At 65.3% G+C, this 14,068-nt stretch carries 13 protein-coding genes; 5 read left to right on the top strand and 8 right to left on the bottom strand.

Annotated elements, in window-relative coordinates; all coding sequences use genetic code 11:
* Position 1: 1 nt before the first annotated feature.
* A complete protein-coding gene (gene dtd, locus KQ693_RS08110; RefSeq protein ID WP_267260875.1) occupies positions 2 to 469 on the top strand; it encodes a D-aminoacyl-tRNA deacylase in 468 nt (155 codons plus the stop codon).
* Here the strand turns inward: dtd and KQ693_RS08105 are convergent.
* Positions 456 to 3,485: a bifunctional diguanylate cyclase/phosphodiesterase gene (locus KQ693_RS08105; RefSeq protein ID WP_267260874.1), complete on the bottom strand. Its 3,030-nt coding sequence runs from the start codon at positions 3,483 to 3,485 to the stop codon at positions 456 to 458. The genes dtd and KQ693_RS08105 overlap by 14 nt on opposite strands.
* Positions 3,486 to 3,610: 125 nt before the next feature.
* On the opposite strand from KQ693_RS08105, the gene KQ693_RS08100 reads away from it, so the two are divergent.
* Complete coding sequence (locus KQ693_RS08100; protein WP_267260873.1) at positions 3,611 to 4,645, top strand: fatty acid desaturase; 1,035 nt, start codon at positions 3,611 to 3,613, stop codon at positions 4,643 to 4,645.
* Between the two features lie 44 nt (positions 4,646 to 4,689).
* Here KQ693_RS08100 and KQ693_RS08095 read toward each other — a convergent pair whose 3' ends face one another.
* Genes KQ693_RS08095 through purH form a run of 3 tightly spaced genes read right to left on the bottom strand, consistent with a single transcriptional unit; the run spans position 4,690 to position 6,777 of the window.
* Complete coding sequence (locus KQ693_RS08095) at positions 4,690 to 5,031, bottom strand: type II toxin-antitoxin system PemK/MazF family toxin (protein ID WP_267260872.1); 342 nt, start codon at positions 5,029 to 5,031, stop codon at positions 4,690 to 4,692.
* On the bottom strand, positions 5,022 to 5,270 hold the full coding sequence (locus KQ693_RS08090) for a hypothetical protein (protein WP_267262367.1): 249 nt from the start codon (positions 5,268 to 5,270) through the stop codon (positions 5,022 to 5,024). The genes KQ693_RS08095 and KQ693_RS08090 overlap by 10 nt, the downstream gene beginning before the upstream one ends.
* Before the next feature lie 16 nt (positions 5,271 to 5,286).
* Complete coding sequence (gene purH, locus KQ693_RS08085; RefSeq protein WP_267260871.1) at positions 5,287 to 6,777, bottom strand: bifunctional phosphoribosylaminoimidazolecarboxamide formyltransferase/IMP cyclohydrolase; 1,491 nt, start codon at positions 6,775 to 6,777, stop codon at positions 5,287 to 5,289.
* Positions 6,778 to 6,808: 31 nt separating this feature from the next.
* Here purH and KQ693_RS08080 point away from each other — a divergent pair, with 31 nt between their 5' ends.
* The 3 genes from KQ693_RS08080 to KQ693_RS08070 all read left to right on the top strand — a co-directional run bounded on the left by KQ693_RS08080 (position 6,809) and on the right by KQ693_RS08070 (position 9,181).
* Complete coding sequence (locus tag KQ693_RS08080; RefSeq protein ID WP_267260870.1) at positions 6,809 to 7,195, top strand: GatB/YqeY domain-containing protein; 387 nt, start codon at positions 6,809 to 6,811, stop codon at positions 7,193 to 7,195.
* Complete coding sequence (locus KQ693_RS08075; RefSeq protein ID WP_267260869.1) at positions 7,192 to 7,740, top strand: NUDIX hydrolase; 549 nt, start codon at positions 7,192 to 7,194, stop codon at positions 7,738 to 7,740. Before KQ693_RS08080 ends, KQ693_RS08075 begins: the two co-directional genes overlap by 4 nt.
* Before the next feature lie 142 nt (positions 7,741 to 7,882).
* A complete protein-coding gene (locus KQ693_RS08070) occupies positions 7,883 to 9,181 on the top strand; it encodes an acetyl ornithine aminotransferase family protein (RefSeq protein ID WP_267260868.1) in 1,299 nt (432 codons plus the stop codon).
* Positions 9,182 to 9,339: 158 nt separating this feature from the next.
* Here KQ693_RS08070 and KQ693_RS08065 read toward each other — a convergent pair whose 3' ends face one another.
* From KQ693_RS08065 to KQ693_RS08050, 4 genes are read right to left on the bottom strand one after another with little or no spacing between them, the layout of a single operon-like run.
* Complete coding sequence (locus tag KQ693_RS08065; RefSeq protein ID WP_267260867.1) at positions 9,340 to 10,479, bottom strand: BMP family ABC transporter substrate-binding protein; 1,140 nt, start codon at positions 10,477 to 10,479, stop codon at positions 9,340 to 9,342.
* Between the two features lie 3 nt (positions 10,480 to 10,482).
* A complete protein-coding gene (locus tag KQ693_RS08060; RefSeq protein ID WP_267260866.1) occupies positions 10,483 to 11,316 on the bottom strand; it encodes an ABC transporter permease in 834 nt (277 codons plus the stop codon).
* Positions 11,316 to 12,365: an ABC transporter permease gene (locus KQ693_RS08055; RefSeq protein ID WP_267260865.1), complete on the bottom strand. Its 1,050-nt coding sequence runs from the start codon at positions 12,363 to 12,365 to the stop codon at positions 11,316 to 11,318. Before KQ693_RS08055 ends, KQ693_RS08060 begins: the two co-directional genes overlap by 1 nt.
* Positions 12,362 to 13,831: an ABC transporter ATP-binding protein gene (locus tag KQ693_RS08050; RefSeq protein ID WP_267260864.1), complete on the bottom strand. Its 1,470-nt coding sequence runs from the start codon at positions 13,829 to 13,831 to the stop codon at positions 12,362 to 12,364. Before KQ693_RS08050 ends, KQ693_RS08055 begins: the two co-directional genes overlap by 4 nt.
* Positions 13,832 to 14,068: the final 237 nt, after the last annotated feature.

Here is a 14,068-nt window from a genome sequence, read left to right as displayed (position 1 = left end):
CATGCGGGCAGTGGTGCAACGGGTTTCCGAGGCCTTCGTGGAGGTGGAAGGTGAGGAGGTGGGCAGGATCGGCCTCGGGCTTCTGGTCCTCCTGGGGGTGGGGCACGGGGACACGGTGGAGGACGCCCTTTACCTGGCGCGCAAGATCGTGGCCCTGCGCATCTTCCCCGACGAGGCCGGAAAGATGAACCTCTCCCTCAAGGAGGTGGGCGGGGAGGTGCTCCTCGTGAGCCAGTTCACCCTTTACGCGGACACCCGTAAGGGAAACCGACCCTCCTTTGTCCAGGCGGCCCCGCCCGACCTGGGCAAGCGCCTCTACGAAGCGGCCATAGAGGCCTTCCTGCAACAGGGCGTGCACGTGGAAACCGGGGTCTACGGGGCCCACATGCGGGTGCACCTGGTGAACGATGGCCCCGTGACCCTCATCCTGGACTCGGAGGCAAAAGCGGAGAGGTTCAGGAGCCGCTGATGGGTTGGGGAGTCCCGAAGAGGTACCCCTGGGCGAACCGGTACCCAAGGCGCAACAACCAGGCCCGCTGCGCCTGGGTTTCCACCCCTTCCGCCACCAGCTCCAACCCCAGCTCCCGGGCCAGGCTCAAGGAAGCCCGGAGGACCGCATGGGATTTGGGATTCTCCCCAAGCCCGGCGGTGAAGCTCCGGTCCATCTTGACCATGCGGAAGGGGTATTGGATCAAGGTGTTGAGGGAGGCGTAGCCTTGGCCGAAGTCATCCAGGACCAGCCCGAACCCCATTTCCACCAGCTCCTTTAGCACCTCCTCCACCCCCTGGGCCAGGGCGTACTCGGTGATCTCAAACCGCACCCCCTTGCCCCGCAGGCGGGAGGCCGCCTCCAGGAACCGGGGGTCGCTCAGGGTCTGTGGCGAAAGGTTCACGTGCCAGACGCTACTCTCGGGCAGGTTCTCCACCAGGCGGAGCACGTAAAGGTCCAGCTCCCGGATCAACCCGGTTTCCTCCGCCAGGGGGATGAAGACCCCCGCAGGCCAGAAGCCCCCCTCCCTGGGCCAGCGCACCAGCACCTCCGTGGCCACGGCCTCGAGGGTGGAAAGATCCACGATGGGCTGGCCGAACAGGACCAACCGGCCTTCCCGCAAGGCTTCCTCCAGGGCGGCCAGGACCTCCACCCGCTCCATGTAGGCGGCCTCCAGCTCGCGGTTGAAGTAAGCGATCCCCCGGCCCTTCTTGGCCTCCCGCAGGGCGAGGTCCGCCCGCCTGAGGAGTTCGCCCAGGTTCCGCCCGTCCGTGGGGTAGGCCACCACCCCCACGGAAACCGCCAGCCTGGCCTTTTCCAAGGGGATTGGGGCGCTGGCCTGCAAAGCCCTTGTCAAGCCCTGATAAAACCCCAGGACCTTTCCCGGTTCAAGGGGAAGCACGAAGAGGAACTCGTCATCCCCCAAGCGGTAAAGCTCCCCGCCCTTGGGAAGGAGTTCCTCCCAGGCCCGGGCCGCTGCCGCCAGGAGCATATCCCCCACCTTCCGGCCATGCGCCTGGTTGATTTCCCCGAAGTTGTCCAGGTCTGCCAGCAGCAGCACAAGGGGTTCATCTCCTTCCCGCCAGGCTTCCTCCAAAAATGCGCGGTTGGGCAGGCCGGTAAGGGGATCGTGGTAGCGGAGGTACCGGGCCTGCACCTGGGCCCGCTCCCAGGAGAAAACCATCTCCAGCCAACGGGCCAGGAAACGGAAGGGATCCAGGGCCTCGTCAGGGAACGGAGCCTGGAAGGCATCCAGGTACAGGGCCCCGATCGCCTCCCCCTCTACCTCGAGGCGGGCGTAAAGGGTTTCCTTAAGCTCCCCAAAACGCCCCCTTTGCCTAAGGATCTCCCCCTTTTCCGGGGGCAGGTGCCGGAGGAACTCCCCAAGCACCGCCCCCGACACCCGGCCCTGCGGAGCCTGGGCCTGTAGGGCGTAAACCTCCTCGGGAGCAAGGCGCACCTCCCTTAGCCCGGGGTCATGCCCCGTAAGGGCCACGAAGGAGAAGCTTCCGTCCTGGTTTCGTAAAAGAAGGCTTCCCGCCTCCGCCCCCGGAATGGCTTCCAGGACCTTGTCCAGAAAGTGCTGGAAGAAGGAGCGGCCCATCCCCTCCTGCAAAAAGCGCTCCAGCATCTGGATGAGCACCTGCTGGATGCGGTAAAGGCTCCACTCCCAGGTGATGTCCCGCCCCGTGGAGGCATAGGCCACCATCTGGCCCCGGAGGTCCCGTATGGGGGTTAGGATCTTATCCTCCACCACCAGCCGGCCGTCTTTCCGGCGGTTATAGAAGAGGCTTCGGAATACCTGGCCCCGCCGCAAGGTATCCCAGAGGTGCCGGTAGAAGACCTCCGGGTGCTTTCCTGATTTGAAGATGCGGGGGGTCTGCCCCAAGACCTCATCCAGGGTATAACCCGTGTGGGCCAGCAAGGCGGGGTTGGTGTAGGTGATGCGCCCTTCCAGATCCGTGACGAAGATGGCCTCCGGCACCTGCTCCACCACCTGGGAAAGGAGGTGGGCCTGGGCCTGGGCACGGAAGCGCTCCAGGGCCTTCCCCGCCATATGAGCCAGGTCCTGGAGGAGGGCCACCTCCTCCGGGTCAAAGGCATCCGGCTCGGGAGCGTACACGTTAAGGGCACCAAAAATCCTCTTCCCTATCCACAAAGGGAAAGCGGCGCTGGAGGCGAAGCCAAAGCGCTGGGCCCGAAGGCGCCAGGGTTCGTAGCTTGGGTCCTCACCCACATTCCTCAGCACCTGGGGCTCGCCCAGACGGATGGCCCTTCCCGTGGGACCCTGCCCCTCGGGGGTTTCGTCGTGGCGCACCACCACTTCCTCCAGGTACCCCACTGCCCCCGCCCCCTCCAGAGGGCGCACCCGACCGTCGGGCAGGGCCTCCCCCACCCAGGCCAGGGCGTAGCCTTCCTCCACCAGCAAACCGCACAGGCGCTGGAAATACTCGGCCTCGTCCTGGGCCTCGAGGGCCACCTGGCTGGCCCGGTGCAAAACCCTGGCCGCCCTCTCCGCCCGCTCCCTGAGCACCGCCAGGGCCAGAAGGCCCGCGGCCATCTCCAACGTGGCCCTGGCGGTGGGGGATAGTCTTGCCCCTGGCTCCAGGTACAGGTTCAAAACCCCGAGAACCCGCTCCCCCAGCTTGAGGGGAAGGATGGCATGGCCGTGGGGAGGCATCCCCGGGTAGGTAATCTCGTGGGTCTCATCCACCTCAGACGTCCAAAGGGGCTCCCCCGTGAGCCCCACCCGCCCGCACAGGCACCGGCCCAAGGGCAAGAGGGCACAGGAGGTCTTCAGGGGTTCATCCAGACGGTACTCGGCCACCAGGCGGAGGCTTTCCCCCTGCTTGAGGAAGATGGCCCCCCTGGCCTGCAAGGCAAGCCAAGGAACTTCCAAGAGGGCCTGGAGGAACTCCTGCAACCTCGCCTGTAAGGGAGCTTCCCTTAGGAGGATCCGGGAGAGCTGAAGGGTTACCTGGGTTCGCCTGGGCATGACTTATCACGCATTGTACCCCTCGCCTCTTAAAGGAGACAAAATTCTCCCTACCCAACTTCCTCATGGTCCTCATCCGCCAAGGAGGTACCATGAATCACTCCCAAAAACAGGGAGGAGTGAGCATGCGCAAAGTAGAACCCAAAGACTGGATCCCCCTCATCAAACCCTACGCCAAGCCCAACACCCTAAGAAGCCTGCGCCAGGTGGCGGACACCCTTCTCCCCCTTCTCCTTCTCTTTTACCTGGCCCACAAGGCCCTTTCCGTTTCCCTGGCCCTGACCCTCCTTCTGGACTTCGCAGCCGCCTTGTTCTTGGTCCGCCTGTTCATCCTGCAGCACGACGCCGGACACGGCTCCTTCTTCCCCAGGAAGTGGGCCAACGATCTTCTAGGCTTCTTCACCGGGGTTCTCACCCTGGTTCCCTACCACCACTGGCAGCTATCCCACGCCCGGCACCACGCCACCAGCGGCAACCTGGACAAGCGGGGGGTGGGGGACATCTACACCATGACCCTGGAGGAGTACCTGAAGGCCAGCCCCTGGGAGAGGCTCAAGTACCGCCTTTACCGGAACCCCTGGATCATGTTCTTCCTGGGGCCCATCTACGTCTTCATGCTCTCCTACCGGCTTCCTCTGGGCTACGGCTCGGACAAGCCTTCTGTGCGCAACTCCGTGGCCTTAACCAACCTCTTCCTGGCCCTCTTGCTGGCGGGAATCGTGGTCTTTTTCGGGGTTAAGACCCTCCTCTTCGTCTACCTGCCCATCCAGTACCTGGCCGGCATGATCGGCATCTTCCTCTTCTACGTGCAGCACCAGTTTGAGGATGTCTACTGGGAGCACGACCCCCGCTGGGAGTTCCTGAAGGCGGCCATGGAGGGAAGCACCTACCTGAAGCTCCCCAGGGTGCTCCAGTGGCTCACCGGGAACATCGGCTTCCACCACATCCACCACCTGGCCCCCAAGATCCCCAACTACCTCCTGCCCAAGGTGCAGGAGGAGGTGGACCTGGTGAAGGTGGCCCCCACGGTTACCCTCAAGGATGCCTTCAAGATCGCCTTCGCCGACATGCACCTCTACGATGAGGAAAGCCGGAAGCTGGTGGGCTTTAAGGAGGCCCACCAGCGCCTGCGGGAAACCCAAGGCAAGAAGGCCTACTAAGCGCCCCCTTGGGTTTAAAGGAGCCCTGCAGGGCTCCTTTTTTGTTACTCAAGACCCAAATGCTCCCGAATCCGAATGTCCAAAGCCTCTAGAAGGTCCCCAGGAAGCGTCCCCAGGTGCGCCCTAACCCTTCTGCGGTGAACATGGCGGATGAGCTGGACCTGGGCTTTGCTGTCCCGGTCCAAACCGGTGCGGTCTGCAGGAAGGTATAGCTCAAAGGGATAAATCCGGGAAATGTTGGAAGTTAAGGGCACCACCACCACAACCGGGGAGTAAGCGTTGGCCACATCGTTGGTCACCAGGATGGCGGGCCTCACCTTGGCGGCCTCCCCGGGGCTTCCCGGGTCAAAGTCTACTAGGAGGATGTCGCCCCTTCTCAGCTCCACGAGGTCTCTGCCACGGTTTCCTCCAAGCCGGAGTCCAGGAGGGGATCCTGGAGAAAATCAGCATCCTTGGCTAGGGCGCGGTACCCCTGGGCAAGCTCCACCTCTCTCAAACGCTTCAGGGCCAAGGCGAACACCTCGCTTCTGGTAAGGCCCAGGCGGGTGCGCATCTCCTCCACGTACTGCGCCAGAACAGGATCCAGGCTTATGGTGTAGCGCACATGGGCTTTCACACGTAACATCATACTCCATGTGCGCTTAGTGCTTAAAGTGCCGCACCCCGGTGAACACCATGGCCATGCCCAGCTCGTCTGCCGCCCGGATGGAATCCTCGTCCCGTACGCTTCCCCCGGGCTGGATGATGGCGCTGATGCCGAACTCCCCCGCCAGGCGCACCACGTCATCGAAGGGGAAGAAGGCATCCGAGGCCAATACCGCCCCCCTGGCCTTCTCCTTGGCGGTCTTCAGGGCATGCTTGGCGGAGGCGTAGCGGTTGGTCTGCCCCACCCCAATGCCCAGGGTCTGGCCCCCCTTGGCCACCACGATGGCGTTGGACCGCACGTGCTTCACCACCTTCCAGGCGAAAAGGAGGTCCTGCCACTCCTCCTGGGTGGGGGCCTTTTGCGTGACCACCTTGGGCTCCATGGGATCCAGGGTATCCGCATCCTGGAGAAGCACCCCACCCCTAAGGCGCCTCAAGTCCAGGTAGGCTCCCTGGGCGGGGAAGGGCACCTCGAGGAGCCGGAGGTTCTTCTTGCGGGAAAAGACCGCCAGGGCCTCCGGGGTGAAGCCCGGGGCCAGGACCACCTCCAAAAAGACCTCCCTCATGGCCTCCGCCGTGGGTCCGTCCACCTCCCGGTTAAAGGCCACGATGCCCCCGAAGATGGAAACCGGATCCGCCTCGTAGGCCTTCCGGTACGCCTCCAAAGGACCTTCCCCCAAGGCCACCCCGCAGGGGTTCTGGTGCTTGATGGCCACGCAGGCAGGGCCCTCAAACTCCGAAACCAGGTTCCAGGCGGCCTCGGCGTCCAGGTAGTTGTTGAAGCTCATGGCCTTGCCCTGGAGGACCCGGGCCTCCAAAAGGGGCCCCTTTTCCCCATAAACCCGGTAAAGGGCCGCTTCCTGGTGCGGGTTTTCCCCGTAGCGCAAGGGGCTTTCCCGCCTGAGGACCAAAAACTTCTCAGGGGGGAACTTCTCCCCGGCAAGCCACTCGGCGATGGCGGCGTCGTAACTGGCAGTGTGGGCGAAGGCCTTGCGGGCAAGCTCCCTGCGGAACTCGAGGGAAGGGCCTTCCTCGAGGGCCTGAAGCACCCGAGGGTAGTCCTCAGGGTCGCACACGGGCAGGACCGCCATGTGGTTCTTGGCCGCCGCCCGTAGCATGGCGGGGCCCCCGATGTCGATCTGCTCCAGGGCCTCGGCGAAATCCGCCCCCCTGGCCACCGTCTCCCGGAAGGGGTAGAGGTTCACCGCCAGGACCCCGATCCGCTCAAAGCCCAGGGCCTTGAGCTCCTCCTCCTGGTCGGGCCGGGCGAGAAGCCCCACATGCACCTTGGGGTGGAGGGTCTTGACCCGGCCCTCGAGGACCTCGGGAAAACCCGTGAAGTCCGAGATGTAGGTGACAGGAAGCCCCGCCTCCACCAAGGCCCTGTGGGTGCCCCCGGTGGCCAAGAGCCTATAACCCAGCCTTAAAAGCCCCTGGGCGAAGGGCACGAGCCCCCTCTTGTCGGAAACGGAAAGAAGCGCCCACATAAGGCGCATTCTACCGGCTACACTAAGGGGGATGAGCATCTACGAGGCCATCAAGGAAACCATCAAGGAGGCCATGAAGGCCCGGGACCAGAAGACCCTGGACTTCGCCCGGGTGGTGAAGGCGGAGCTGGACCGAAAAGGGGATGGCAAACCCCTGCCCGATGCCGAGGCGGTGAAGGTCCTCAAGGCCCTGCGCGAGATCGCCCTGGAGCAGGGCAACACCTTTGAGGTGGAGTTCCTGGACCGCTTCCTTCCCAAGGAGATGAGCGAGGAGGAGATCGAGGCCTGGATCCGGGAAAACCTAGACCTGTCCCAGTTCAAGACCCCCCTGGCCGCCATCGGGATGGTGACCAAGGCCCTGGGCCCCAGGGCCCCCGGGGAGAAGGTGCGCCGGGTGATAGAGCGCTTGGCGAGATGAGCCCCTGGAAGCGCCTCGAGCTGGAAGAAATCCTCTCCGAGCCCGTAAGGCTGGTGCGGGAAAGGTTGCGCACCCACACCGGCAAGGAGCTCACCTACATCTACCGCCCGGGGCCGGTGGCGGCGAGCTTCGTCCTTCCCGTGACCGACAAGGCCACCGCCCTCCTCATCCGCCAGTACCGCCACCCCACGGGCAAGTTCCTCCTGGAGATCCCCGCGGGCAAGGTGGATCCCGGGGAAACCCCCTTGGAGGCCGCGCAAAGGGAGCTTCTGGAGGAGGTGGGGGCCGAGGCCAAGCGGTTCTTCCCCCTTCCCCCCTTCCACCCCCAGCCCTCCTTCACCGCGGTGGTCTTCCACCCCTTCCTGGCCCTTCAGGCGGAGGTGGTGGCCAAGCCGGCCCTCGAGGACGGGGAGCTTCTGGAAACCGTGGAACTCCCCCTTCCCGAGGTCTACCGCCTCCTGGAGACCGGGGAGATCCAGGATGCCTCCACCGCCCTCACCCTCTTCTACGCCCGCCCCCACCTGGAAGCCGAAGGCCTCCTGTAATACCCCCCACCCTGCCCTCGCCCGGACGATCCCCTTGGACCCCTATGGGGCACGATGTAGCGGGAAGGGGTATAAAAAGCCGTATCTGGGTGCATAAAACGCGCCTGGGAAAGGGGCCAGGGGCTTGGTAGACTGGCCCCGTATGAAACCCAGCATCCACACTCCGCTTCCCGGTCCCAAGGCCAAGGCCCTCCTGGAAAGGGGTCAGGAGGTCCTCTCCCCTTCCTACATCCGCCCCTACCCCTTTGTCCCCGCCCGGGGGCAGGGCGTGTTCCTGGAGGACGTGGACGGGAACATCTTCCTGGACTTCATGGCGGGGATAGCGGTCAACACCACCGGCTACGCCCACCCCAGGGTGCTGGAAGCCGTGCGGGCCCAGGCGGAGCGCTTCGCCCACGTGTGCTTTTCCGACTTCACCCACGAGCCCACCCTTTCCCTGGCGGAAAGGCTGGTGGGGAGGCTCGGCGGAGGCTATCGGGTCTTCTTCGGCAACTCCGGCACCGAGGGGATCGAGGCCGCCATCAAGCTGGTGCGCCACCACACGGGAAGGCCCTACCTCCTGGCCTTTACCGGGGCCTTCCACGGCAGGAGCCTGGGCGCCCTCTCCCTCACCGCCAGCAAAAGCGCCTACCGCAAGGGCTTCTCCCCTCTCCTTCCCGGGGTGGTGCACGTCCCCTTCCCCAATCCCTTCCGCCCCCCCCTGGGGGCAAGGCCGGAAGAGGTGGGGAAAGCGGTGCTGGAACACCTGGAGCACCTTTTCCGCACCGTGGTGCCCCCGGAGGAGGTGGCCGCCTTCTTCCTGGAGCCCATCCAGGGCGAAGGGGGATATTTGGTGCCTCCGCCGGGATTCATCCCCGAGCTCAAGGCTCTTCTGGAACGCTACGGCATCCTCCTGGTGGCGGATGAGGTGCAGTCGGGCGCTGGCCGCACCGGGCTCTTCTTCGCCCTCGAGCACGAGGGGGTCAAGGCGGACGTCTACGTCCTGGCCAAGGGCCTGGCCTCCGGCTACCCTCTGAGCGCCCTTCTTTTCCGGGAGGAACTCGCAAGCTGGCGTCCCGGGGCCCACGGCACCACCTTTGGCGGCCAGGCGGTGGCCGCCGCCGCCGCCCACGCCACCTTGGACCTCCTGGAGGCGGGTCTCATGGAAAACGCCAGGCGGGTAGGAGCCTACCTCCTCAGGGAGCTCAAGGCCATGCAGGGCCGCTTCCCCTTCCTGGGGGATGTGCGGGGGAGGGGGCTCATGATCGGCCTGGACTTCGGCACCCCAACGGAGGAGCGGCCCGACCTCAGGGACAAGGCGGTGGAGCTGGCCTTCAAGAAGGGGCTTCTCCTCCTCCCCGCCGGGCCTTCTGCCCTCCGCATCGCCCCGCCCCTCATCCTCACGGAACGGGAGGCGGCCCTGGGTCTGGAGATCCTCGAGGAGGTCTTCCAGGCGCTCTAGCGCCCTCCTGCCCCAGGGCAAGGGGTTCAGAAAACCCTTCTCCGGGGCCATGCTGGAAGGGCTACAGGGCGCAATACCCGGCGAAGCGGTTCGCTTAAAAGCCAGGGGGGATGAAAACTGGGCCAGGGAGAACCTCCCTGGCCCCAACCCTTCGGGTTCTATTTGGGTTCTCCGGGCCAGTCCCCCACCACCCCCGGTGCCGCCCACTCCATGGTGAGGAGCTCCTGGAGGGTGGCCTTTTTCCCCGCCGGGATCCGCAACACCCCCTTCCGGTCCTGGATGGGACCCGTGAAGGGGTCAAAGGTGGGCTTGGGGCTCTGCATATCCTTCAGAAGGGCCATGATGCGGTCGTAGACGCTCACCTTCTTCCCGCCCACCGACATCTCCGCCTTCTGCAACAGGGGCACGTGCTTGGGGTTTATGGGCACCCCGTAATCCGCCCCCATCTCCACCGCCTTGTGCTGCAGGAGCCAGAAGTAATCCACATTCTCCAGGTTCTTGGCGGTGTAGACCCCCTCCTTCACCTTCTTGAGGAAGTCAATGTAGATCACCTCCCAGTGGACGATCTGGCCGGAGACCACGTGGTCGGGAGCGAACTTCAGCATGGGGGTGTAGTGGCCGAAGGAGTAGGCCCCCTTCTTGGCCGCCGTCTGGATCACCGTGGGGGTGTCCTCGGTGAAGGCGAAGACGTCCGCCCCTTGGGCCAGAAGGGCCTCCGTGGCCTCCCGGGCCTTGGCCGGGTCGTACCAGGCGTTGATCCAGCGCACCAGCACCTGGGCCTTGGGGTTCACCGCCCTGACCCCCAGGGTGAAGGCGTTGATGTGGCGCTTCACCTCAGGGATGGGGAAGGCGGCCACGTACCCCACCTTGCCCGTCTTGGAAAGGGCCCCGGCAGCCAGGCCGTTCAGGTAGTAGACCTGGTAGAAGTCCGCCATGTAGGTGGCCACGTTGGGAGCCCGCTTGATCCCGGTGGCGTGGGCAAAGATGACGTTCGGGTACTTCTTCGCCCCCTCGAGGACCGCCTCCATGTACCCGAAGCTGGTGGCGAAGATCACCTGGCACCCCTCCTTCACAAACCGGTCGATGACCGGAAGGGCCTGGGCCTCGGGCACGCTTTCCACATACCGGGTTTCCAGCCAGGGAAGGGCGGCCTCCGCCTTCTTCCGCCCTTGATCGTGGGCGTAGGTCCAGCCCGCATCCCCGATGGGCCCCACGTAGATAAAGCAGGCCTTGAGCTTATCCCCTTGGGCCCACGCCAACCCCAACGCCAACAACAACAGACCCAGAATCCTCCTCATCCTTCACCTCCCCCGGTCAAAGGGCTGGCCCAGGGCCTTGGGGGCCCGGGCGCGGCCCGAAAGGGCCAGGACCAGGATAACCAAAAGGTAGGGCATGGCGGCAAAGGCCTCCGACGGTATAGGTACACTGCCCTGCAAACGGAACTGCAGGAAGAACAGGAGGCCAAAAAAGTAAGCCCCCAGCACAGCCCTTAAAGGCTGCCAGCCCGCCAGGATCACGAGGGCGATGGCCACCCAGCCCAGCCCCGAGGTCATGCCGTCCGTCCAGGAGGGGCGGTAGGCAAGGGAAAGGTAGGCCCCAGCCAGGCCGATCATCCCGCCCCCCAGGGCCAAGGCCAGGTACCGCACCCCGTCCACGCTCACCCCGAAGAGATCCGCCGCCTTGGGGTTTTCCCCCACGCTCCTCAGGTAGAGGCCATAGCGGGTGCGGGAAAGGAGGAGGTGGAGGCCCAGGGCCAGGATCAAAGCCAGCCCGGCCAACACCCCTTCCGGCAGGGGGTCGGGCAAGGGGGTTCCCTCGTACCGCTTCCCCAACAGCCCCGAGGCGCCAAGGCCCAAGGCGGCCAGGGCAAGCCCCGCCACGAACTGGTTGGCCCGGAGAAACACGGCGAAGACGCCCAGGAAAAGGCCCAGCAAGGAACCCACCCCAACCCCGCAAAGAACCCCCCAAACCGGCCCGGCCTCGAGGGCCGTGGCAAAGGCAGCCAGGGCGGAAAGCGCCATCACGCCCTCCACCCCCAGGTTCACCACCCCTCCCCGCTCGGAAAGAAGGGCCCCCAGGGAGGCCAAGAGTATGGGCGTCCCGAAAAGTACCGCGCGCACCAGAGCCTCTTCCATCAGCGCCTCCAGACCAAGCGACGTTGGCTCAAGGCCTCGGCCCCGATGAGGCTGAGGAGCAAAAGCCCCGCCACCACGTCCACCACCCGAAAGGGCATGGAAAGGGCGAGCTTTAAGGCATCCCCCCCGGCCAGGATGAGGCCGAGAAGGGGGGCGGTAAAGAGCGCCCAAAGGGGCCTTCCCCGGGCCAGCCAGGCCACCAGGATGGCGGTGAAGCCGTACCCCAGGGAGATCTGGGCGGGCTCCAAAAGCCTCAGGTGGATGCCCGCCACCTCCCCCACCCCCGCCAGGCCCGCAAGGAAACCGGAAAGAAGCGCCGCCAAGAGGATCAGCCTGCCCCCCTTAAGGCCCAGGTACCGGGCAGCCTCCGGGTTTTCCCCCAGGATGCGCCATTCAAAGCCCAAGGGGGTGCGGAAGAGCAGGAGCTGAAGCCCCAAGGCCGCCGCAATCCCAAGAAGCAGGGTGGGCCAGTGCACCAGGGTATCCCCCAGGCGGGGAAGCTGGGCCTCCGGGGGAAACCGGTCCGTGTAGAGGAAGCCGAAGACCATCTGCCCCTTCCAGGGTCCCGCCACCAGGTAGACCACCAGGTAGTAGACCAGGTAGTTCTGCATGAGGGTGGTTAGGATCTCGTTGGCCCCAAAGCGCACCCGAAGCCAGGCGGCAAGCCCACTCCAAACCGCCCCCAGACCACCCCCCAAAAGGAACATGAGGGGCAGGGTCCAGGGTCCGGGAGGCAGGAAAAGGGCCACGTAGGCTCCTCCCACCGCCCCCATGAGAAGCTGCCCCTCCGCCCCGATGTTGAAAAACCCTACCCTAAAGGCCAGGGCCAAGCCTGCCCCGATAAGGAGGAGGGGGATGGTGCGCCGCCCTACCTCGGCCAGGCCCAAGGAATCCCCCAGGGGGGAGAGAAGAAGCCCGTAGGCCTTTAGCGGGGATACCCCATAGAGGAGGAAAAGAAGGCCTAAAAGCAACAAGGCCAGGGCCACGAACAGGCTATAGGCCAAGAACACCTTCCAGGGGCTTGGGCTAGGATCCAGCTCCCACCTCATACCCGCCCCTCCGTCATCATCCGCCCCAGCCGCTCCCGGTCTGCCTCCTCCCGGGGAACGGGCCCCACAAAGCGCCCGTGGTACAGGGCCGCCACCCTATGGGAGAGGGCCAGGATCTCGTCCAGGTCCTCGCTGACCAAAAGCACGGCCGCACCGCTTTGCACAAGCTCCAGGATACGCCCGTGAACCTCCTCGGTGGCCCCCACATCCAGCCCGTAGGTGGGGTGCATGGCCAAGAGAAGGCGAGGCCCCCCCTGGAGCTCCCGGGCCAGGATCACCTTCTGCACGTTTCCTCCCGAGAGGAACCGCACCGGGGTGCGGGGGGAGGGGGTGCGGATGCCGTAGCGCTGGATCAAGCCCTCCGCCTCCATTTCCATGGCCCGGTAATCCAGCAAGCCCCTGCGAACAAAGCGAGGGTAGGTTCTAAGGGCCAGGTTTTCGGCCACACTCATGCCCCCCACCACCCCCATGCTCCGCTCCTCGGGAATATGGGCCACCCCTTGGCGGAAGAGGCCCATGGGGTCCCGGGGCCAGGGCTTGCCAAGGAACCGCACCCGGCCCTGGTGGGGCCTGAGACCCGCCAGGGCCTGCACGAGCTCCGCCTGCCCGCTTCCCGCCACCCCCGCAATCCCCAGCACCTCCCCTGCCCGCAAGGCGAAGGAAACCCCCTGGACGGGGAAACCGTGCCGGGGCACCAGAAGGTCCTCCACCTCGAGGACCACTTCCTCCCGGGGCGGGGGCACCTTGGGGGGCGGGGCCAGGCTCCGGCCCACCATGAGGCGCACCAGGAGGTCCTTGTCCGCCTCCTGGCGCCAAACCTCCCCCACCTTCTCCCCGGCCCTAAGCACGGCAATCCGGTCGGCGATAGCCAGGACTTCCTCCAGCTTGTGGCTGATGAAGATCACCGCCAGGCCCAAGGCCTTGAGGCGCCGGATCTCCTGAAAGAGCCCCTCCACCTCCTTGGGGGTAAGGACGCTGGTGGGCTCGTCCAGGACGAGCACCCGGGGGCGGTTAAGGAGGGCGCGAAGGAGCTCCACTCTTTGCTTCTCCCCTGCGGAAAGGCGGGCCACGGGCGCCTCGAGGTCCACGCCCAAAGGATGCCCTTCTAAAAGCGCCGCAAGCCGCCTCACCAGAGCCCGGCGGGAGAAAGCCAGGGGCAGGTCCAGGCCCAGAGCCAGGTTCTCGGCCACGGTGTGGGCCTCAATGAGCTCCGGATGCTGGGGCACCAAGGCGATGCCCAGCCGCTGGGCGGCCTTGGGGGACGGGATACGTACCTCTTTGCCCTCCAGGAGGATCCGCCCCTCATCCGGGGCATAAAGGCCGTAGAGGATGCTCACCAAGGTGGTCTTCCCCGCCCCGTTTTCCCCCAGAAGGGCCAGGACCTCCCCCCGGGCCACCTCGAGGGTGATCCGGCGGTTGGCCACCACGGAACCAAAGCGCTTGGTGATGTTCTCCAGTTTCAGCATGGACCGGGCCACAAGGGCCGGCCTTGAGGATACCACGCCCCAAAGAGCCGAGGCCTCCCGAGGTCGAGCAGATTGGAGTTAATTGGTCCTGAAGGCTGGGAATCCATAGCCGTCCAACAAAAGGATGAAGGCGGAACCCCCATCCGCTGGCTACAAGCCCGTGCCCGCCATCCAGGGGATCCCGATGTGTTCTGGGAACTCTGCCCATACCCTTGCCGCTATATGGGGACCCAAGAC

The organism is Thermus brevis, from assembly GCF_026427635.1.
Classification (GTDB): Bacteria; Deinococcota; Deinococci; order Deinococcales; family Thermaceae; genus Thermus; species Thermus antranikianii.
Note: the sequence above shows the minus strand (reverse complement) of the source record. Positions and strands in the feature narration are given on the sequence as shown.